This window comes from Bradyrhizobium sp. USDA 372, from assembly GCF_053629095.1.
Genome location: NZ_JBRJHR010000001.1, coordinates 6,311,654 through 6,330,715 on the forward strand (window position 1 = coordinate 6,311,654; position 19,062 = coordinate 6,330,715).

The 19,062-nt window shown below is 66.3% G+C and carries 16 protein-coding genes and 1 other RNA gene; 15 read left to right on the top strand and 2 right to left on the bottom strand.

The features are described 5' to 3' along the window. Positions 1–57 precede the first annotated feature (57 nt). Both AB7M16_RS29505 and AB7M16_RS29510 read left to right on the top strand, forming a co-directional pair. On the top strand, positions 58–495 hold the full coding sequence (locus tag AB7M16_RS29505) for a DUF983 domain-containing protein (protein WP_373569521.1): 438 nt from the start codon (positions 58–60) through the stop codon (positions 493–495). A gap of 67 nt (positions 496–562) precedes the next feature. Beyond that, positions 563–1,276: an alpha/beta fold hydrolase gene (locus AB7M16_RS29510; protein WP_453945967.1), complete on the top strand. Its 714-nt coding sequence runs from the start codon at positions 563–565 to the stop codon at positions 1,274–1,276. Positions 1,277–1,503: 227 nt separating this feature from the next. On the opposite strand, the gene rnpB is transcribed toward AB7M16_RS29510, so the two are convergent. Continuing rightward, positions 1,504–1,921: RNase P RNA component class A (gene rnpB / locus AB7M16_RS29515), an RNA gene on the bottom strand. Positions 1,922–2,070: 149 nt separating this feature from the next. Between rnpB and AB7M16_RS29520 the strand changes: the two genes are divergently transcribed. Together AB7M16_RS29520 and AB7M16_RS29525 are read left to right on the top strand one after the other, a co-directional pair. Next, complete coding sequence (locus tag AB7M16_RS29520; RefSeq protein ID WP_172787235.1) at positions 2,071–2,424, top strand: YciI family protein; 354 nt, start codon at positions 2,071–2,073, stop codon at positions 2,422–2,424. A gap of 136 nt (positions 2,425–2,560) precedes the next feature. After that, positions 2,561–3,790 (top strand): RNA polymerase sigma factor, encoded by a 1,230-nt coding sequence (locus AB7M16_RS29525; protein WP_453945968.1) that lies wholly within the window; start codon positions 2,561–2,563, stop codon positions 3,788–3,790. 118 nt (positions 3,791–3,908) lie between these two features. Here the strand turns inward: AB7M16_RS29525 and AB7M16_RS29530 are convergent, their stop codons facing one another. Then, complete coding sequence (locus AB7M16_RS29530; protein WP_172787237.1) at positions 3,909–4,772, bottom strand: N-acetylmuramoyl-L-alanine amidase; 864 nt, start codon at positions 4,770–4,772, stop codon at positions 3,909–3,911. Between the two features lie 441 nt (positions 4,773–5,213). On the opposite strand from AB7M16_RS29530, the gene rsmH reads away from it, so the two are divergent. The 11 genes from rsmH to murB all read left to right on the top strand — a co-directional run bounded on the left by rsmH (position 5,214) and on the right by murB (position 19,019). Then, positions 5,214–6,203, top strand: a complete 990-nt coding sequence (rsmH, locus tag AB7M16_RS29535; RefSeq protein WP_453945970.1) for a 16S rRNA (cytosine(1402)-N(4))-methyltransferase RsmH — start codon at positions 5,214–5,216, stop codon at positions 6,201–6,203. 3 nt (positions 6,204–6,206) lie between these two features. After that, on the top strand, positions 6,207–6,599 hold the full coding sequence (gene ftsL, locus AB7M16_RS29540) for a cell division protein FtsL (RefSeq protein WP_212254604.1): 393 nt from the start codon (positions 6,207–6,209) through the stop codon (positions 6,597–6,599). Continuing rightward, on the top strand, positions 6,596–8,362 hold the full coding sequence (locus AB7M16_RS29545; RefSeq protein WP_453945973.1) for a peptidoglycan D,D-transpeptidase FtsI family protein: 1,767 nt from the start codon (positions 6,596–6,598) through the stop codon (positions 8,360–8,362). The genes ftsL and AB7M16_RS29545 overlap by 4 nt, the downstream gene beginning before the upstream one ends. Before the next feature lie 84 nt (positions 8,363–8,446). Further along, positions 8,447–9,919 (top strand): UDP-N-acetylmuramoyl-L-alanyl-D-glutamate--2,6-diaminopimelate ligase, encoded by a 1,473-nt coding sequence (locus AB7M16_RS29550; RefSeq protein ID WP_453947282.1) that lies wholly within the window; start codon positions 8,447–8,449, stop codon positions 9,917–9,919. Beyond that, on the top strand, positions 9,916–11,298 hold the full coding sequence (locus AB7M16_RS29555) for a UDP-N-acetylmuramoyl-tripeptide--D-alanyl-D-alanine ligase (RefSeq protein WP_453945975.1): 1,383 nt from the start codon (positions 9,916–9,918) through the stop codon (positions 11,296–11,298). The genes AB7M16_RS29550 and AB7M16_RS29555 overlap by 4 nt, the downstream gene beginning before the upstream one ends. Before the next feature lie 138 nt (positions 11,299–11,436). Then, positions 11,437–12,540: a phospho-N-acetylmuramoyl-pentapeptide-transferase gene (gene mraY, locus AB7M16_RS29560; protein ID WP_172787242.1), complete on the top strand. Its 1,104-nt coding sequence runs from the start codon at positions 11,437–11,439 to the stop codon at positions 12,538–12,540. A 7-nt stretch (positions 12,541–12,547) separates the two neighbouring features. Continuing rightward, positions 12,548–13,945, top strand: coding sequence for a UDP-N-acetylmuramoyl-L-alanine--D-glutamate ligase (gene murD, locus AB7M16_RS29565; protein ID WP_453945977.1), 1,398 nt, complete (start codon positions 12,548–12,550; stop codon positions 13,943–13,945). A 239-nt stretch (positions 13,946–14,184) separates the two neighbouring features. Then, positions 14,185–15,336, top strand: a complete 1,152-nt coding sequence (gene ftsW / locus AB7M16_RS29570; RefSeq protein ID WP_172787244.1) for a putative lipid II flippase FtsW — start codon at positions 14,185–14,187, stop codon at positions 15,334–15,336. Between the two features lie 107 nt (positions 15,337–15,443). Continuing rightward, positions 15,444–16,544 (top strand): undecaprenyldiphospho-muramoylpentapeptide beta-N-acetylglucosaminyltransferase, encoded by a 1,101-nt coding sequence (gene murG / locus AB7M16_RS29575; protein WP_172787245.1) that lies wholly within the window; start codon positions 15,444–15,446, stop codon positions 16,542–16,544. Between the two features lie 149 nt (positions 16,545–16,693). Further along, positions 16,694–18,097 carry a UDP-N-acetylmuramate--L-alanine ligase gene (gene murC, locus AB7M16_RS29580; RefSeq protein ID WP_439401096.1) on the top strand — a complete coding sequence of 468 codons (1,404 nt, stop codon included), beginning with the start codon at positions 16,694–16,696 and terminating at the stop codon, positions 18,095–18,097. Positions 18,098–18,101: 4 nt separating this feature from the next. Next, positions 18,102–19,019: a UDP-N-acetylmuramate dehydrogenase gene (murB, locus tag AB7M16_RS29585; RefSeq protein ID WP_453945980.1), complete on the top strand. Its 918-nt coding sequence runs from the start codon at positions 18,102–18,104 to the stop codon at positions 19,017–19,019. Positions 19,020–19,062: the final 43 nt, after the last annotated feature.

The following is a 19,062-nucleotide window of genomic DNA, read 5'->3' on the forward strand; positions in this document are numbered from 1 at the left end:
GAATGTATGGATGCAAGATATTATTGTATGGATCGTCGAAAAGGAAGAGGTGTGGGCATGTCTGTCTCTCTGGCGACGGTCTCTCTGGCCAAGGCGATGTGGCGCGGTTTCAGCGGCAAATGTCCGCATTGCGGGGAAGGGCACATGTTCGGCCGCTTCCTGAAGGTGGCGGAGGCTTGCGACCATTGCGGCGAGGAGCTGTTCCACCAGCGCGCCGACGACTTTCCCGCCTATCTCGTGATGGTCGTGGTCGGTCATCTCGTGGTGCCGGCGATCCTCGCGGTCGAGACCGCCTACGCGCCGCCGGAATGGCTGCAGCTCGCGGTATGGCTGCCGGTGACGCTGTTCGCCTCGCTCGCGCTGCTGCAACCCACCAAGGGCGCCATCGTCGGCCTGCAATGGCAGCTCGGCATGCACGGTTTCGAGGCGGGCAAGCTGCGGCGCGAAGCCGGCGAGCTTGCGCCGGTGCTGGTGAAGGACACGCGCGCCGCGTAAGCAGCGTTTACATCGCGCGGCCGGCCGCTACACTCCGTCGTATCAAACAAGAACGATGGAAACGCCGATGGCCGCACGCGCGAAGACCTTCCTGCTCTGTCATGGCGCATGGTCCGGCGGATGGGCCTGGAAGAAGATGCACCCGCTGATGGCGCAGGCCGGCCACCGCCTGGTGGCGCCGACCTACACCGGGCTCGGCGAGCGCGCGCATCTGGCGAATCCTTCGGTCGATCTCGACACGCATATCCAGGATATCCTCAACGTCATCGCTTTCGAGGATCTCAACGACATCGTGCTGCTCGGCCACAGCTACGGCGGCATGGTCGCGACCGGCGTCGCCGACCGCGCGCGCGAGCGCGTGACGCAGCTGATCTATCTCGATGCGTTCGTGCCGCGTGACGGCCAGTCGCTGTTCGACCTCAACGAGGGCGGGCGCGAGCCGATGCGCAAGGCAGTCCGCTCGGGCGACGGCTATCGCATCCCGCCGAACCCGCCGCCGCCGGACACCGCGCAAGCCGATCTCGACTGGCTCAATGCGCGCCGCGTTCCGATGCCGATCAAGTGCTTCGAGACGCGCTTGAGGCTCGAGCACGGCGAGCCGGCGATGCCGCGCAGCTACATCTATTGCACGCGCCTTCCGCCCGGAGATGTGTTCAGGCAGTTCGCCCAGCGCACGAAGAGCGAGGAGGGCTGGCGCTATGTCGAGCTCGACGCCAGTCACGCGCCGAATGTGACGGCGCCGGAGGCGTTGATGAAGGTGTTGAACGAGATCGTCGCGTAGCTCACAGCCGTCATTCCGGGGCTCGCGCAGCGAGAGCCCGGAATCCATCAGGCAGCGGAGTCGGTGGATGAATGGATTCCGGGTTCGTGCTGCGCACGCCCCGGAATGACAGCAGCCCAAATTGGTGAGGGGTCCGATGCGCTAGCATCGAACCCCTCGTTGCTTCCTTAGCAAGACGCGTTTTCTTCACGCGAACCGGAAACCCACTTCGCTCGAAAACGCTTTAGAGCATCAGCCGGCCTGTAAGCCGGGTTCTGTAGGGCACCGTCCACTTGCGCGAACGATACGTGACGGCCATTCCTCTGGGACCATGTTTGCACACGGCCTCGAGCAACCTACCCGGACGGCGGGCCTGACATCGCCCCGCGGTGTTATCGCTTTCGCGAACAGCCCGCTTAAGCCGTCCCTATTCGGTTTTGCTCCCGGTGGGGTTTGCCCTGCCGGCTCCGTTGCCGGAACCGCGGTGCGCTCTTACCGCACCTTTTCACCCTTACTTCCTCCGAGGAGGGAGCGGTTCGTTCTCTGTGGCACTTTCCCTGGGGTCACCCCCGCCGGACGTTATCCGGCACCGCATGTCAAGGGAGCCCGGACTTTCCTCCCCGGCGGCCTTTCGGCACCTGCCGGAGCGGCCGTCCGGCCGACTGACGGCTTAGGCATGGGCATTTGTGACGGTTTCGTCAAGCCGATATCGCGAGGCACGCTCGGCCAGAAATAATTTATCGTGAAGATGTCGTTTGGCGCGCAACCCGTTCGACTGGATGCCGGCAACACAGCCGAACAACAGGAGTGAAGCGATGCAATACCTGCTGATGATCTACCAGAACGAGGTCGAGTACGCGAAGAACGACGCGGCGACCAGCCAGAAGATGCTGGCCGAATACCAGACCTTCACGCAAGCCATCATCCAGAGCGGCAATTTCAAGGCCGGCGACCGCCTGCAGCCGACCACGACCGCAACGACCGTGCGTGTGCGCGAGGGCAAGACGCTGACGACCGATGGTCCGTTCGCGGAAACGCGCGAGCAGCTCGGCGGCTACTACCTGATCGAAGCCAAGGATCTCAACGCCGCCATCGAGATCGCGGCGCGGATTCCCAGCGCACGCATCGGCTCGATCGAGGTGCGGCCGATCTGGGTGTACGAGAAGTGACGGCTCTCACCTTCGTCATTCCGGGATGCGCCGCAAGGCGCAGGCCCGGAATCCATGTCCCCGAATCGTGGTTATGGATTCCGGGCTCGCGGCTTTGCCGCGCCCCGGAATGACGAGAGGGGAGTGATCGCGTGACATGACCCCTGGCGAGATTGACAAAATCTTCCGCGACGAGGCGGGGCGGACGCTGGCCACGCTGATCCGTCTCGTCGGCGATTTCGATCTCGCCGAGGACGCGCTCCAGGATGCGTTTGCGGTCGCGCTGGAACGCTGGGCGTGTGAGGTCCCCGACAATCCGCGCGCCTGGCTCGTCAATGTCGCCAAGCACAAGGTGATCGACCGCATCCGCCGCCAGGCCGTCTTCCGCGGCAAGCAGCAGGCGCTGGTGCACGAGCTCGAGCTGAATGCGCTGGGCCCCGACGAGCCGCCGGCGATGCTGGACGACGACATGCTGCGGCTGATCTTCACCTGCTGCCATCCCGCCTTCGCGCCCGAGGTGCAGGTCGCACTGACGCTGCGCACCGTCTGCGGGCTGTCGACGGCGCAGGTGGCACGCGCCTTCCTCGTCGGCGAGGAGGCGATGGCGCAGCGGCTCGTCCGCGCCAAGCAGAAGATCAGGCTTGCCGGCATCCCCTATGAGGTGCCGGAGCGCGAGGCGCTGGCGCCGCGGCTCGATGGCGTGCTCGCCGTGATCTATCTCGTCTTCACCGAAGGCTATGTCGCGACCGAGGGCGCGGACCTGATGCGGCCTGATCTGGCGACCGAGGCCATCCGGCTTGGCCGGCTGCTGAATCGGCTGATGCCCGATCGCGCCGGCATCAAGGGCCTGCTGGCCCTGATGCTGCTGCACGACGCGCGCCGCGCCGGGCGACAGACGCCGGCCGGCGACATCGTCCTGCTCGAAGAGCAGGACCGCGCACTGTGGGACCGCGCGCAGATCGAGGAGGGCCTACGTCTGGTGGAGGATGCGTTGCGCGTGCCGGGCCGGCCGCAGCCCTATGCGGTGCAAGCCGCGATCGCAGCGCTGCATGCGCGTGCGCCGAGCTTCGAAGCCACCGACTGGCCGCAGATCGCAGGTTTGTACGAGGTGCTGCTGCGCATCAATCCGTCACCGGTGATCGAACTCAACCACGCCGCGGCGCTGTCGATGGTCGATGGGCCGGCGCGTGCGCTCGATCTCGTCGATGCGATCGCCGCGCGCGGCGGGCTTCGCGGCTATGAGCTGCTGCCCGCCGTGCGCGCGGATTTGTTGCGGCGGCTCGGCAGGACGAAGGAGGCACGCGAGGCCTATCGTGCGGCGACGGAAGCGACGCAGCTCGAGCCGTTGCGGAGGCTCTATGCGCGACGGATGAGGGAGATGGAATAGGGGCCTCACATGCCGTCATTGCGAGCGCAGCGAAGCAATCCAGGCTATCACCGCGGAGACAGTCTGGGTTGCTTCGTCGCAAGAGCTTCTCGCAATGACGGCGTGTGCGGCTACGCCGTCACTTCGACGCGACCGGCGTTGCTTCCGCCGGCAGGCTCGCCAGCAGCGCCTGCAAGGTCGACAGCGTCGAGTGATCGGCGACGCCGTCCAGCCGCGCCGGGCGGAAATGGCGTTGGAAGGCGGTGACGACTTCCATCGTGGCAGCGTCGTACTTGCCGTTCAGGGGCACGCCATAGCCGTACCTTGCGAGCGCCTGCTGCATGCTCAGCACCGCGTCGCTGATGGTGCCGAGCATCAGGCTGTCGCCGCGGACGATCGGTGCCGGCGTCACCCAATGGCCGACGCCGGAATTGGCCAGCGAGTGCCACGGAAATTTCTCGCCGGGATCCTTCTTGCGGGCGGGCGCGACGTCGGAATGGCCGAGCACCCGGTGCGCCGGCACCTTCCGCCGCAGCATGATGCCGCGGCACAGCGCGATCACGGCGGCGATCTGGCGCAGCGGAAACTCCGGATAGCCCCAGTCATGGCCGCGATTGATGATCTCGATGCCGATCGAGCAGGAGTTGATGTCGTCCTCGCCGGCCCAGGAGGAGACGCCGGCGTGCCAGGCCCGCTTGGCCTCGGGCACGCATTGCACGATGCGCCCGTCCTCCAGCACGACATAATGCGCCGACACTTCGGTGCCGGCCGTGCAGAGGCGTGCCAGCGCGCCCTCGACATCGGGCATGCCGGTGTAGTGCAGCAGGATCATGTCCGGCTGCCGTCCCTTGTTGCGCTCGCCATGGTTCGGCGAGGGGATGATGTCCGAGACGATCGAGGAATCGGGCTCGAACGTCCGCAGGCCCGCCACGGTCTTGGGAACCGGGAGAACGCGGTGACGCTTCGAATCAGATCCAGACGGCGTGGACGAACCGGAGGGCATGAGCAGCTCGGACGGACGGAGAGTGGGGCAAGCCCTTCTCTTTACTATTCCTTTACCCTCCATCGCGCGCAATCGCGCGGCGCGGTTAACGGATTCATTTTGGCGATGTGTGTGGATGCAGCATCACTGCCCTCGTTACCTTTTCCACTTGTCATGAACCGAGCAACGCTTTCTTAACGCTAAGGGCCGTTACTGAGGGATGAAGAGCCGACCCGCGTCCGGAGGCGGCCAAAGCGTATTTTGGCTCGAAATCCCATGGCTGCCCGACAAATTCCACTGGGAACACCGGGTTTGTGGCCCGGGACGGCCGGGCTCGGTAACCATGCTGGACAGGGGCTTTGTCGTGGAACCGCCGCGACGCGCAATGATTCGAGGCGTTATGGGCTTGTTCGGCCCCGATCTCGCTTGGATATCGGGCCGGGCGGTCGGCAGGCGTTGCGCATGAGCTCGGCTCCGCACATTCCCGTTCTTGGCCGTGAGGCCATCGCCCATCTCGCCCCGCGCGAGGGCGGCGTCTATGTCGACGCCACTTTTGGTGCCGGCGGCTATAGCCGCGCGATCCTGGAAGTGCCGGGAACCCGACTCATTGCCATCGATCGCGACCGCACCGCGATTGCCGGGGGTGCCGAACTGGTCGAACGCTCCGCGGGCCGGCTGACGCTGGTCGAGGACCGCTTCTCCAACCTCGCCGAGGTCTGCGCCGCGCAAGGCGTCGACGGCGTCGACGGCGTCGTGATGGATGTCGGCGTGTCCTCGATGCAGCTCGACCAGGCCGGCCGCGGCTTCTCCTTCCGCCTCGACGGTCCGCTCGACATGCGGATGGGGCAGGCAGGCCCGACCGCGGCCGACGTCGTCGCCCGCGCCTCCGAAGGCGATCTCGCCGACATCATCTATCTCTTCGGCGAGGAGCGGCATTCGCGCCGCATCGCCCGCGCCATCGTGGCGGACCGGCAGGACACTCCGTTCACGACCACGCGCGCGCTCGCCGATCTCGTCGGCAGGGTGGTGCGATCGAAGCCCGGCGACATTCACCCGGCGACGCGGACGTTCCAGGCGCTGCGCATCTTCGTCAACGAAGAGCTCGAGGAACTCCAGACGGCGCTCGCTGCCGCCGAGCGCGTGCTGAGGCCCGGCGGCCGCCTCGTCGTCGTCTCGTTCCATTCGCTGGAAGACCGCATCGTCAAGAATTTCCTCTCCGGGCGTTCCAAGACCGGCGGCGGCTCGCGGCATCTGCCGGAAGTCGCGCAGATTGCGCCGAGTTTCCAGCTGCTGACGCGGCGGCCGCTCGTCGCCGGCGAGGACGAAGTGGCGCACAATCAGCGCGCGCGCTCGGCAAAGCTGCGCGCCGCCGAGCGCACCTCGGCGCCGGCGCATGAGATCGATGAGGCATCGTCCTGGCCCAAGCTCGCCGACGTGATGAGGGGCGGCTAGCGCATGCGCATCATCCACCTCCTCGTCATCGGCGCGCTGATCTTCGCAGCCGCCCATGTCTACCGCATCAAGATGGACTCCACGGCGCGCACCGAGAAGGTGCTGCGGCTGCGTGCGGAGATCCGCGAGCAGCGCGATGCGATCGCGGGGCTGCGGGCCGAGTGGGCCAAGCTCGATGCGCCTCACCGCCTGCAAGGGCTGTCCGACCGGCATCTGCACCTCAAGCCGGTCAACGGCACGCAATATGATTCGCTGAAGAACCTGCCGGAGCGTCCGCCGCGGATGTTCAGGCCGGGCGAGCCCGATCCGATCGGGGCCATGCTCAAGACCATCGAAGCCGCGAGCGATCCCGACACGGTCACGGGTTCCGTGCCTCAGCGCGAGGACAAGCAATGAGCCCGGCAACGCCTGCAAGACCAACCGAAAAGTCGACCCAGCGGTCAGTTGAACCTTGGCGGCGGCGGCTGATCCGAAGCCTGCTCTACGGGCGCAACGTCGATCGCGCCGCGAAGGCGCGCGCGCGCGTCGGCCTTGCGATGCTTGCCTTCGCTTCGGTCTACGCCCTGATCGGCGGGCGGCTCGTGATGTTCGCGATCGGCGCCGACGCCCACAGCGCGCGCCGTGCCGCAGCGCAGGAGGTGGTTGCGACCGCGCGGCCCGACATCGTCGACCGCAACGGCGCCATCCTTGCCACCGACGTCAAGGCGGCGAGCCTGTTCGGCGAACCGCGCCGCATCATCGACAAGGACGAGGCGATCGAGCTCTTGACCGCGACCATTCCCGACCTCGACGAGGCCGAGGTGCGCGAGCGCCTGAAGACGCGCAAGGGCTTCGTCTGGCTCAAGCGCGAGGTCACGGCGGCGCAGCAGCAGGCCGTCCACAAGCTCGGCATTCCCGGCATCGGCTTCCTGCGCGAGAACAAGCGGGTCTATCCGACCGGCAACGAGGTCGCCCACCTCATCGGTCTCGTCAATATCGACAACCAGGGTATCGCCGGCCTCGAGAAGTGGCTCGACAATCAGGGCCTCGCCGATCTCCACCGCGCCGGCTTTGCCACCGACCGGTTGCAGAAGCCGATCGAGCTCGCGGTCGATCTGCGCGTCGAGCATGCGCTGCGCGACGAGCTCGTGAAGGCCAAGGACAAGTTCCACGCCAAGGCCGCCTCCGGCATCGTCTCCAACGTCAAGACCGGCGAGATCGTGGCGATGGTCTCGCTGCCGGACTTCGACCCCAACAATCCGAAGGAAGCGCACGACCCCGATCGGATCAACCGCCTGACCACCGGCGTCTACGAGATGGGCTCGACCTTCAAGGCGTTCACGCTGGCGATGGCGCTCGATTCCGGCAAGATCAATCTGAACTCGATGTGGGACGCGCGCGGAAACCTGCACTACGGCAAGTTCACGATCCACGACAGTCATCCGCTCGGGCGTTTCATCAACACCAAGGAAGTGTTCACCTACTCCTCCAACATCGGCGCGGCGCGGATCGCGCTCGGCCAGGGCGTGGAGGCGCACAAGGCCTTCCTCGCCAAGATGGGCCAGATGACGCGGCTGCGCACCGAATTGCCGGAGAGCGCGGCGCCGCTCCTGCCGCGGCGCTGGAGCGAGCTGAACACGGTCACCGCTGCGTTCGGCCAGGGCCTGTCCGTAGCGCCGCTGCAAGCGGTGATGGGAATCAACGCGCTCGTGAACGGCGGCTATCTGGTTCCGCCGACATTCATGAAACGCAGCGAGTCCGAAGCCATGGCGATGGCCAAGCGCGTCATCAAGCCGGAGACCAGCGACAAAATGCGGTTCCTGATGCGGCTCAATGCTGAGATCGGCACCGCCAAGACCGCCGACGTCAAAGGCTATTACGTCGGCGGCAAGACCGGCACGTCCGAGAAGGTCATCAATGGCCGCTACGCCAAGAAGCGCGTCCTCAACTCCTTCACGGCCATCCTGCCCTGCGACGATCCCAAATATCACGTCCTGATCATGCTGGACGAGCCTCAGGCGATACCTGAAACGAAGGGCTTCATCACCTCGGGCTGGAACGCGGTGCCCACTGGGGGCAAGGTGATCGAGCGGATCGCGCCGCTTCTCGGCGTCGAACCGCGGTTCGACCTGCCGCCGTCCGAGCGCCTTATTCTTGCAGCATCCAGGACAACCCAGTAATCAACCGGGTGGGCCATCGCCGGTGCTGAGTCGGGATTGTCCTTTGGAATCGGCTTTCCGGCTGGGCATATCGACTGGAAGACCATGAAGCTGCGCGACCTCTTGGGTCAGGATGTTCCGGGCAATGATGCCGCGATCGAGCCCGCTGCCGCGGCGCTCGAGGTGAGCGGCGTTGCGCTCGACAGCCGCGCGGTGAAGCCGGGCGATCTCTTCTTCGCGCTGGCAGGCAGCAAGACCGACGGCGCCCGCTTCGTCGATGCTGCGGTCGCCGCCGGCGCGGTGGCCGTCGTCGGTGACCACGCACCGGCCGCTTGCAAGGTGCCGTTCATCGTGGTCGCCAATCCGCGCCGCGCGCTGGCACTGGCCGCGGCAAGATTTTTCCCGGCGCAGCCTGCGACGATTGCCGCGGTGACCGGAACCAGCGGCAAGACCTCGGTCGCCGCGTTCACGCGCCAGATCTGGGAGCGGCTCGGGCACGCCTCCGCCAGCATCGGCACCATCGGTCTCGTCTCGCAAAAGCGCACCGTCTACGGTTCGCTGACCACGCCGGATCCGATCGCGCTGCACCGGCAGTTAGATCAGATCGCGCGCGAGGGCGTCACGCATCTTGCCTTCGAGGCGTCCTCGCACGGGCTCGATCAATATCGACTCGATGGCGTGCGCATCTCGGCCGGCGGCTTCACCAATCTCTCGCGCGACCACATGGATTACCATCCGACCGTTGCGCATTATCTCGCGGCCAAGCTCCGCTTGTTCCGCGAGCTGGTGCCGCCTGATGGCGCCGCGGTGATCTCGGCCGATCATGATTGCTCGGCGGAAGCGATCGAGGCGGCGACATCGCGCGGCCTGCGCGTCATGGCGGTCGGCCGCAACGGCGATGGCGCGGGCGAGGGCATCCGCCTCACGGAGGCCGTGGTCGACGGTTTCTCGCAAAAGCTCACGGTCGAGCATCGCGGCAGGGCTTACGCGATCCGGCTGCCGCTGGTCGGCGAATTCCAGATCGAGAATGCGCTGGTGTCGGCCGGGCTTGCCATCGGCACCGGCAGCGATGCTGAAAACGTGTTTGCGAGCCTCGAACATCTCGAAGGCGCCAAGGGCCGGCTCGAGCGCGTCGGCGCGCGCAACGGCGCGCCGATCTTCGTCGACTACGCGCACAAGCCCGACGCGCTGGCGAAGGCGCTGCAGGCGCTGCGGCCGTATGCCAAGCGCAGGCTGGTCGTCGTGTTCGGCGCCGGTGGCGACCGCGATGCCGGCAAGCGTCCGATCATGGGCGAGATCGCGGCGGAGAATGCCGATGCCGTCATCATCACCGATGACAATCCGCGCAGCGAGAAGCCGGAAGCCATCCGCGCCGCCATCCTCGCCACCGCGAAGGGCGCCCGCGAGATCGGCGACCGGGCCGAGGCGATCCGCGCCGCGATCGATGACTTGCAGGAGGGCGATGCGCTGCTCATCGCCGGCAAGGGCCACGAGACCGGGCAGATCGTCGGCGGCCAGACGCTGCCCTTCAGTGATCACGAGGCGGTCGCCGCCGCACTAGCGTCGAGGGTTGCATGAGCGGGCCAATATGGACGGTTGCCGAGGTCGCGCGTGCGCTGGGCGTGGCCGGATCGTTCCCGGAGACGGGAATCGATTTCGTCACCCAGGACAGCCGCCTGGTGAAGCCGGGCAGCCTGTTCGTCGCGCTGAGCGGCACGCCGAGTGGCGGCTTCGTCTCGGCTTTCGCCAGCGCGCGCGACGGCTGGGAATTCGCCGACAAGGCGGAAGCTTCAGGCGCGGTCGCGATCATCGGGCCGCACGAGATCGCGGGCATCCGCATTCCCCAGATCGTCGTCAAGGACACGCTGATCGACGGCCTCTGGGGCCTCGCCCGCGCCGCACGCGCGCGCTTCAATGGCCCGGTGATCGGGCTCACCGGCAGCGCCGGCAAGACCAGCACCAAGGAATTTCTCGCCGCCTATCCGAACGCCTATGCCAGCCCGTCGAGCTTCAACAATTTCTGGGGCGTGCCGCTGACGCTGTGCAATGCCAGGCGGGACGCCAGCCTCTGGGTCGTCGAGATGGGCATGAACCAGCAAGGCGAGATCGCCCGGCTCAGCGAGCTCACGCAGCCGACCGTCGCGCTCGTCGTCAACGTCCAGCCGGTGCATCTGGAAAAGCTCGGCTCGCTCGAGGCCATCAGGCGCGAGAAGGTGTCGATCGCGCTCGGCCTGCCCGAGGACGGCGTGCTGGTGCTGCCCGCCGGAATCAAGGCTTCCGAGTGGAAGGGCAAGGTCGTGCGCTTCGGCGGCGAGCATGCCGAGGTGCACGAGGTCGCGCACGCGCCGCACGGCGAGAGCTGGCAGGTCGTGGCCGCGATCGGCAAGAAGGAGATCGCCTTCAGCCTCACCCCTGGCGCGCCGCACCGGGTGCACAACGCGCTGGCTGCGCTCGCCTCGGTTCATGCCGCGCATCTCGACGTCGCGACGCTCGCGGTCAAGCTCGACCGCGTCGGCATCATGACCGGCCGCGGCGTCGAGCAGGCGGTCAGTGACATCACGGTGATCGACGACAGCTTCAACGGCAATCCGGCCAGCGTGGCGGCGGCGCTGCAAAGCCTGCAGGCGCGCAACATGAGCGGTGGCCGCCGCATCGCGATTCTCGGCGACATGCTCGAGCTCGGCGAGGACGCACCGAGGTATCACACCGGCCTCGCCAGGCATCTCGACGGCATCGACGGCGTCTTTTGCGTCGGGCCGCTGATGCGCCACCTGTTCGACGCATTGCCAGCGGGCAAGGGCCTCGGCTGGCATGACGATCCCGCCACGCTGAAACCGGCCGAGGTCGCAAATCTGCTGAAGGCAGGCGACGTCGTGGTTGTCAAGGGCAGCAAGAAGATGTTCTGGGTCAACAAGTTTGTGCCGGGGCTGGTGGCCGCCTTGCAGGCAAAGGCGTAAACTGCTTGGAAGGCGCCGTTCCCGAATCCCACCTTTGCGGCGGAAGCCGTCCGTTTCCCGAAACGCGCGGCCCATGACGAAGACCAGCGAATGCGCATGAGGCACCTGGATATGCAAAGGCGCCATAGGACCGTCTGAATGTTTTACTGGCTGATCGAGCTTTCCAACACATTTCCGGGCTTCGGTGCCTTTCGCACCGTCCTGAACGTCTTTCGCTACATCACCTTCCGCACCGGCGGCGCCATCGTGACCGGCGCGCTGTTCGTGTTCCTGTTCGGCCCCTGGATCATCGATCATTTGCGCATCCGTCAGGGCAAGGGCCAGCCGATCCGCACCGACGGTCCGCAATCGCACCTCGCCAAGAAGGGCACGCCCACCATGGGCGGGCTGATGATCCTGTCCGGGCTCACGGTCGGCACCGTGCTGTGGGCCAATCCGCTCAACCCCTATGTCTGGATCGTGCTGGCGGTGACGCTCGGCTTCGGCTTCGTCGGCTTCTATGACGATTACCTCAAGGTGACCAAGCAGACCACGACCGGGTTCGGCAGCAAGCTCCGCCTCTTGATCGAAGCCGTCATCGCGCTGGTCGCCTGCTACGCGCTGGTGCGGCTGAACCGCGACCCCGCCTCGACCGCGCTGACGATTCCCTTCCTGAAGGATACCGTGCTGCATTTCGGCTGGTTCTTCGTCGTCTTCGGCGCCTTCGTCATCGTCGGCTCCGGCAATGCGGTGAACCTCACCGACGGTCTCGACGGCCTCGCCATCGTGCCCGTGATGATTGCCACGGCGAGCTTCGCGATGATCGCCTATCTCACCGGCAACTTGGTGTTCGCCGACTACCTCCAGATCAAATATGTCGCCGGCACCGGCGAGCTCGCGGTGCTCTGCGGCGCGTTGCTCGGCGCCGGTCTCGGCTTCCTCTGGTTCAACGCGCCGCCGGCCTCGATCTTCATGGGCGACACCGGCTCGCTTGCGCTCGGCGGCATGCTCGGCGCGATCGCGGTCGCGGTGAAGCACGAGATCGTGCTCGCCGTGATCGGCGGCCTGTTCGTGCTCGAGGCAGTTTCGGTCATCGTGCAGGTGGTGTCCTTCAAGCTCACGGGCAAGCGCGTGTTCCGGATGGCGCCGATCCACCATCACTTCGAGCAGAAGGGCTGGACCGAGCCGCAGATCGTGATCCGCTTCTGGATCATCTCGGTGATGCTGGCGCTCGCCGGCCTTTCGACGCTGAAGCTGCGGTGACCGATCGATGATCCCCGTCACGTCCTTCGCCGGCAAGACGGTCGCGGTGTTCGGCCTCGGCGGCTCGGGGCTCGCCTCCTGCCATGCGTTGAAAGCCGGCGGTGCCGAGGTGGTCGCCGCCGACGACAACGCCGAGAACGTCGCCAAGGCCGCGCAGGCCGGCTTCATCACAGCGGACATGCGCAACGTCTCCTGGGCCAAGTTCGCAAGCCTCGTGCTCGCGCCCGGCGTGCCGCTCACCCATCCTGTGCCGCACTGGAGCGTCTTGAAGGCGCGCGAGGCCGGCGTCGAGGTGATCGGCGACATCGAGCTGTTCTGCCGCGAGCGGCGCCGCCACGCACCCGATGCGCCGTTCGTCGCCATCACCGGCACCAACGGCAAGTCGACCACGACGGCGCTGATTGCGCATCTGACCAAGGTCGCCGGCTACGACACCCAGATGGGCGGCAATATCGGCACCGCGATCCTGTCGCTGGAGCCGCCGCGCATGGGCCGCGTCCACGTCATCGAGATGTCGTCCTACCAGATCGACCTCACGCCCTCGCTCGATCCCTCCGTCGGCATCCTGCTCAATGTCAGCGAGGACCATATCGACCGGCACGGCACGATCGAGCATTACGCCGCGGTGAAGGAACGCCTCGTTGCCGGCGTGCAAGGCGGCGGCACCTCGATCGTCGGCGTCGATGACGGCTATTGCCGCGATATCGCCGACCGGCTCGATCGCGCGGGCAAGAACGTGGTGCGCATCTCCGTCAAGAACCCGCTCGCGTCAGGCATTTACGTCGAGCACGGCACCATCGTGCGCGCCTCGGGCGGCGCCCGCAGTGAAATTGCCGCGCTCGGCGGCATCGGCTCGCTGCGCGGCCAGCACAACGCGCAGAACGCTGCTTGCGCCGCCGCTGCCGCGCTTGCGATGGGCATCAGCCAGGACGTGCTGCAGAACGGCCTGCGCAGCTTTCCGGGCCTTGCGCATCGCATGGAGCAGGTCGGCCGCCGCGGCAACGTGCTGTTCGTCAATGATTCCAAGGGCACCAACGCGGATGCCACCGCGCACGCGCTGTCGTCTTTCGGCGACATCTTCTGGATCGCCGGCGGCAAGCCGAAGGCCGGCGGCATTACTAGCCTGACCGGTTTCTTCCCGCGGATTCGAAAAGCCTATCTGATCGGCGAAGCCGCGCAGGAATTTTCCGGAACGCTCGGCTCGGTCGCGCACGAGATCTGCCAGACCCTCGATGTCGCCGTCGAGCACGCCGCGCGCGATGCGGAAGGCTCGGGCCTCGCCGATGCCGTCGTGCTGCTGTCACCGGCCTGCGCCTCGTTCGACCAGTACCGCAACTTCGAGGTCCGCGGCACCAAGTTCCGCGAGCTGGTGCAGGCGCTGCCGGGTGTGAAGCCGGTGGTGTAGGGCGCGCACTCGTCCGGCCAACTCCGCTGTCGTCGCCCGGCTTGACCGGGCGACCCAGTATTCCAGAGACGGTTGTGATTGAACCGAGGAGCCGCGGCGTACTGGATGCCCCGGTCAAGCCGGGGCATGACATTGTGTCTTGTGGCCAGAGATCATCTTCAAACATCCGCACTTCCTTAACCCCCCGGTAACCAACCTCGGCGACCAATGGACGGACCTCTGTCCGAAAGCGGCCGCCCATGCTCTCCCGTGAAGAACGCACCCCCTTTTCCGAGTGGTGGTGGACCGTCGACAAGCCGCTGATGGGCGCCATCCTGGGGCTGATGCTGACCGGGGTCATCCTGTCGCTGGCGGCGAGCCCGCCGGTTGCGACCCGCATCGGGCTCGATGCCTTCCACTTCTTCAGCCGCCATGTGCTGTTCCTCGTGCCCTCCTGCATCGTGCTGCTCGGGGTGTCGTTCCTGTCGCCGCGCGCGATCCGCCGCTCGGCCCTGATCATCTTCGCGGCGAGCATCATCCTGATCGTGCTCACGCTCGCCATCGGCCCCGAGGTGAAGGGTTCGCGCCGCTGGATCACGCTGCTCGGCGTCAACATCCAGGCCTCCGAGATCGCAAAACCATCTTTCGTCGTGATCGCGGCCTGGCTGTTCGCGGAATCGACCAGGCGGCCGGAGATGCCGGCGACCTCGATGGCGCTGGTGCTGCTGTTGATGCTGGTCGCGCTATTGGTGATGGAGCCGGATTTCGGCCAGACCATGCTGATCCTGATGGTGTGGGGCTCGCTGTTCTTCATCGCGGGCATGCGCATGATCTGGGTGTTCGGGCTCGCAGGTCTCGGCGCGGCCGGCCTGTTCAGCGCCTATCTTTTCGTTCCGCACGTCGCGGGCCGCATCAAGCGCTTCATGAACCCGGCCTCCGGCGACACTTTCCAGGTCGATACCGCCATGGAGGCCTTCTATAACGGCGGCTGGTTCGGGCTCGGACCCGGCGAGGGCATCGCCAAACGCAGCCTGCCGGACAGCCACACCGACTTCGTCTTCGCGGTCGCGGCCGAAGAGTTCGGCATCATCCTGTGCCTTGCGATGCTGGCGCTGTTCGCCTTCGTCGTCATCCGCACGCTGTCGCGCGCCTATGCCAATGAGGACATGTTCTCGCGCTTTGCCGCCTCGGGTCTTGCGATCCTGTTCGGCGTGCAGGCGGCGATCAACATGTCGGTGAACCTGCAGCTCATCCCCGCCAAGGGCATGACGCTGCCGTTCATCTCCTATGGCGGCTCCTCGATCATCTCGCTCGCCTATGGCGTCGGCATGATGCTGGCGCTGACGCGGCTGCGCCCGCGCACCGAGGTCGAGGCGAGCGGCCACGCCGAGGCGATGCGCAGTTACGCGTAAGTCGTCATTGCGAGCGCAGCGAAGCAATCCAGACTGTCCCGCGGAGGGATTCTGGATTGCTTCGCTTCGCTCGCAATGACGGGACAGACCTTGTAAAAAGGCCTACCATGGACACGTCCCCCCTGATTCTTCTCGCCGCGGGCGGCACCGGCGGCCATCTGTTCCCGGCCGAGGCGCTCGGCGTCGAATTGATCCGGCGCGGTTATCGCGTCCGCCTCGTCACCGACGAGCGCGCGCTGCGCTACAGCGGGCTGTTCAGCAAGGACATGATCGACGTCGTCAGGAGCGAGACCGCGCGCGGCCGCAATCCGCTTCAGCTCGCCTATGCCGGCCTCACGCTCGCCGCCGGCACGCTGTCGGCCTACGCCCTGATCAAGCGGTTGAAGCCCGTCGCCGTCGTTGGCTTCGGCGGCTATCCGACCTTGCCGCCGCTGGTCGCGGCGAAGTTCGCGGGCGTACCCGGCATCATCCACGACGCCAACGCCGTGCTCGGCCGCGCCAACCGGTTCCTGTCGAGCCGCGTGCGCGCCATCGCGACGTCCTTGCCCGGCGTGCTCGATCGCGATCCGGCGCTGGCAGGCAAGACGACGACCGTCGGCACGCCGATGCGTCCGGCGATCCTCGCGGCCGCCGCGGTGAAATATGCCGCGCCCGAGCCGAACGGGCCGCTGCGCCTGCTCGTCGTCGGCGGCAGCCAGGGCGCGCGCATCATGGCCGACATCGTGCCTGATACGATCGAGCGACTCGAGCCTGCGCTGTGGAGCCGTCTCATTCTCACCCAGCAGGTGCGCGAAGAGGACATGAGCCGCGTGCGCGCCGTCTACGACAAGCTCAAGATCAAGGCCGAGCTCGCGCCGTTCTTCACGGATCTGCCGGCGCGCCTCGCCTCCAATCATCTCGTGGTATCGCGCTCCGGTGCGGGCACCGTGGCCGAGCTCGCCGCGATCGGCCGGCCCTCCATCCTGGTGCCGCTGCCCGGCTCGATCGACCAGGACCAGTTCGCCAATGCCGGCGTCCTGGTCAAGGTCGAGGGCGCAATCCGGATCCCGCAGACCGAGTTCACCTCCGATCGGCTGGCGTCCGAAATTTCTGGCTTCGCCGCCGAGCCCGTGCGCCTTGCCGCGATGGCTGAAGCCGCCCGCGGCGCTGGCCGGCTCGACGCGGCCGAGCGGCTGGCGGATCTCGTGGTCAAGGTCGCGGGAATCTGACGTCTGTTCCGGCCCGGATGGCCAAAAAAGCCACTTGTCATGCCCCGCGAAAGCGGGGCATCCAGTATCCGACGCAGTTGATTTGAATCTCTGGCGTCGCGGAGTACTGGATCGTCCGCCTTCGCGGACGATGACCCCAAGGAAACCACATGAGACTGCCGCGCGAGATCGGACCCATCCACTTCGTCGGGATCGGCGGGATCGGCATGAGCGGCATCGCCGAGGTGCTGGTCAATCTCGGCTATGCCGTGCAGGGCTCGGATGCCGCCGACAATTACAATCTCGACCGTCTGCGCAAGAAGGGCGCGAAGGTCTCGGTCGGCCACAAGGCCGAGAATATCGACGGCGCCGAGGTCGTGGTCGTGTCCTCCGCGATCAAGCGCGACAATCCGGAACTGATGGCGGCGCGCGAGAAACGCATTCCCGTGGTGCGCCGCGCCGAGATGCTGGCCGAGCTGATGCGGCTGAAGAGCTGCGTCGCCATCGCCGGTACCCACGGCAAGACCACGACGACGACGATGGTCGCAACGCTGCTCGATGCCGGCGGGCTCGACCCGACCGTGATCAACGGCGGCATCATCAACGCCTACGGCTCCAACGCACGGTTAGGTGCCGGCGACTGGATGGTGGTGGAGGCCGACGAGAGCGACGGCACGTTCCTGAAGCTGCCGACCGATGTCGCGATCGTCACCAATGTCGACCCCGAGCATCTCGATCACTTCAAGACCTTCGAGGCCGTGCAGGACGCGTTCCGTCATTTCATCGAGAACCTTCCGTTCTACGGCTTTGCCGTGATGTGCATCGATCATCCCGTGGTGCAGAGCCTCGTCGGCAAGATCGAGGACCGCCGCATCATCACTTACGGTGAGAACCCGCAGGCCGATGCGCGCCTGGTCGATCTCACCGCAGGCGGCGGCGGCTCGAAGTTCAAGGTCGTGATCCGCGACCGCAAGACCGGCACCACGCATGAGATCGCCGACCTCGCGCTGCCGATGCCGGGCCGGCACAATGCCTCGAATGCGACGGCTGCAATTGCGGTCGCGCATGAGCTCGGCGTGTCGGATGAGGCGATCCGCAAGGCGCTGGCTGGCTTCGGCGGCGTCAAGCGGCGCTTCACCAAGACTGGCGAGTGGAACGGCGTCACCGTGATCGACGATTACGGCCATCACCCCGTGGAGATCGCGGCCGTGCTGAAGGCAGCGCGCGATTCCTACACCGGTAAGGTGATCGCCGTGGTGCAGCCGCATCGCTACACCCGTCTGCAATCGCTGTTCGAGGAATTCTGCACCTGCTTCAACGACGCCGATGCGGTCGTCGTCGCCGACGTCTATGCCGCGGGCGAAGCGCCGATCGACGGCATCGACCGCGACCATTTCGTCGCGGGCCTGCGCGCGCATGGTCACCGCGAGGTGGTCCCGCTGCCGGCAGCGACGGAGCTCGCCGGCATCGTCAAGGGATTGGCGAAACCAGGCGATCTCGTCGTGTGTCTTGGGGCAGGCAACATCACGCAATGGGCGTATGCATTGCCCGGCGAATTGAAGGCGCTGGGGTAACGCGGTGGGATTTCCCGACATCACCCCTTCACTCAAAGCCGCGATGCCCGAGCTGCGCGGCCGGCTGCTGGCGAACCAGTTACTGGCCGAGCTCACCTGGTTTCGCGTCGGCGGTCCCGCGCAGGTGTTGTTCACGCCGGCGGACGAGGACGATCTCGCTTACTTCCTCGCGCATCTGGCCCCTGACATTCCCGTCTATGTCATCGGCGTCGGCTCCAACCTCATCGTGCGCGACGGCGGCATTGCCGGCGTCGTCATTCGTCTCGCGCCGCGCGCCTTCGGCGAGGCGAGTGCGAGTGGCGACATCGTCACCGCAGGTACTGCCGCGCTCGACAAGCGCGTGGCGGAGGTTGCGGCGTCCGCCAATATCGGCGGGCTCGAATTCTTTTTCGGCATTCCGGGTACGATCGGCGGCGCGCTGCGCATGAATGCCGGCGCCAATGGCGGCGAGACCAAGGACGTGCTGATCGAGGCGAGGGGCGTCGGGCGCGACGGCACCAAGCACGTCTTCTCCAATGCGGACATGAAGTTCGTCTATCGCAACAGCGGCGTCGATCCCTCCATCATCTTCACCTCCGCGCGCTTTCGCGGCGAGATCAGGGACGCGGAGGCGATCCGCGCGCGCATGGCGGACGTGCAGAGCCATCGCGAGACCGCGCAGCCGATCCGCGAGAAGACCGGCGGCTCGACCTTCAAGAATCCGCCCGGCCATTCCGCCTGGAAGCTGGTGGATGCCGCCGGCTGCCGCGGCCTGCGCGTCGGCGGCGCCCAGGTCTCGGAGATGCATTGCAACTTCCTGATCAACACGGGTGACGCCACCGCGCATGACATCGAGACGCTCGGCGAGACCGTGCGCGAACGCGTCAAGGCGAATTCCGGAATTGAGCTACACTGGGAAATCAAGCGGATCGGGGTTTTATGACCACCGTCATTCCGGGGCGATGCGCTAGCATCGAACCCGGAAT

Bases quoted from the DNA above. Each gene is read 5' to 3' on its own strand.
- AB7M16_RS29505 (WP_373569521.1), top strand. From the start codon at position 58: ATGTCTGTCTCTCTGGCGACGGTCTCTCTGGCCAAGGCGATGTGGCGC.
- AB7M16_RS29510 (WP_453945967.1), top strand. From the start codon at position 563: ATGGCCGCACGCGCGAAGACCTTCCTGCTCTGTCATGGCGCATGGTCC.
- AB7M16_RS29520 (WP_172787235.1), top strand. From the start codon at position 2,071: ATGCAATACCTGCTGATGATCTACCAGAACGAGGTCGAGTACGCGAAG.
- AB7M16_RS29525 (WP_453945968.1), top strand. From the start codon at position 2,561: ATGACCCCTGGCGAGATTGACAAAATCTTCCGCGACGAGGCGGGGCGG.
- AB7M16_RS29530 (WP_172787237.1), bottom strand. From the start codon at position 4,772: ATGCCCTCCGGTTCGTCCACGCCGTCTGGATCTGATTCGAAGCGTCAC.
- rsmH (WP_453945970.1), top strand. From the start codon at position 5,214: ATGAGCTCGGCTCCGCACATTCCCGTTCTTGGCCGTGAGGCCATCGCC.
- ftsL (WP_212254604.1), top strand. From the start codon at position 6,207: ATGCGCATCATCCACCTCCTCGTCATCGGCGCGCTGATCTTCGCAGCC.
- AB7M16_RS29545 (WP_453945973.1), top strand. From the start codon at position 6,596: ATGAGCCCGGCAACGCCTGCAAGACCAACCGAAAAGTCGACCCAGCGG.
- AB7M16_RS29550 (WP_453947282.1), top strand. From the start codon at position 8,447: ATGAAGCTGCGCGACCTCTTGGGTCAGGATGTTCCGGGCAATGATGCC.
- AB7M16_RS29555 (WP_453945975.1), top strand. From the start codon at position 9,916: ATGAGCGGGCCAATATGGACGGTTGCCGAGGTCGCGCGTGCGCTGGGC.
- mraY (WP_172787242.1), top strand. From the start codon at position 11,437: ATGTTTTACTGGCTGATCGAGCTTTCCAACACATTTCCGGGCTTCGGT.
- murD (WP_453945977.1), top strand. From the start codon at position 12,548: ATGATCCCCGTCACGTCCTTCGCCGGCAAGACGGTCGCGGTGTTCGGC.
- ftsW (WP_172787244.1), top strand. From the start codon at position 14,185: ATGCTCTCCCGTGAAGAACGCACCCCCTTTTCCGAGTGGTGGTGGACC.
- murG (WP_172787245.1), top strand. From the start codon at position 15,444: ATGGACACGTCCCCCCTGATTCTTCTCGCCGCGGGCGGCACCGGCGGC.
- murC (WP_439401096.1), top strand. From the start codon at position 16,694: ATGAGACTGCCGCGCGAGATCGGACCCATCCACTTCGTCGGGATCGGC.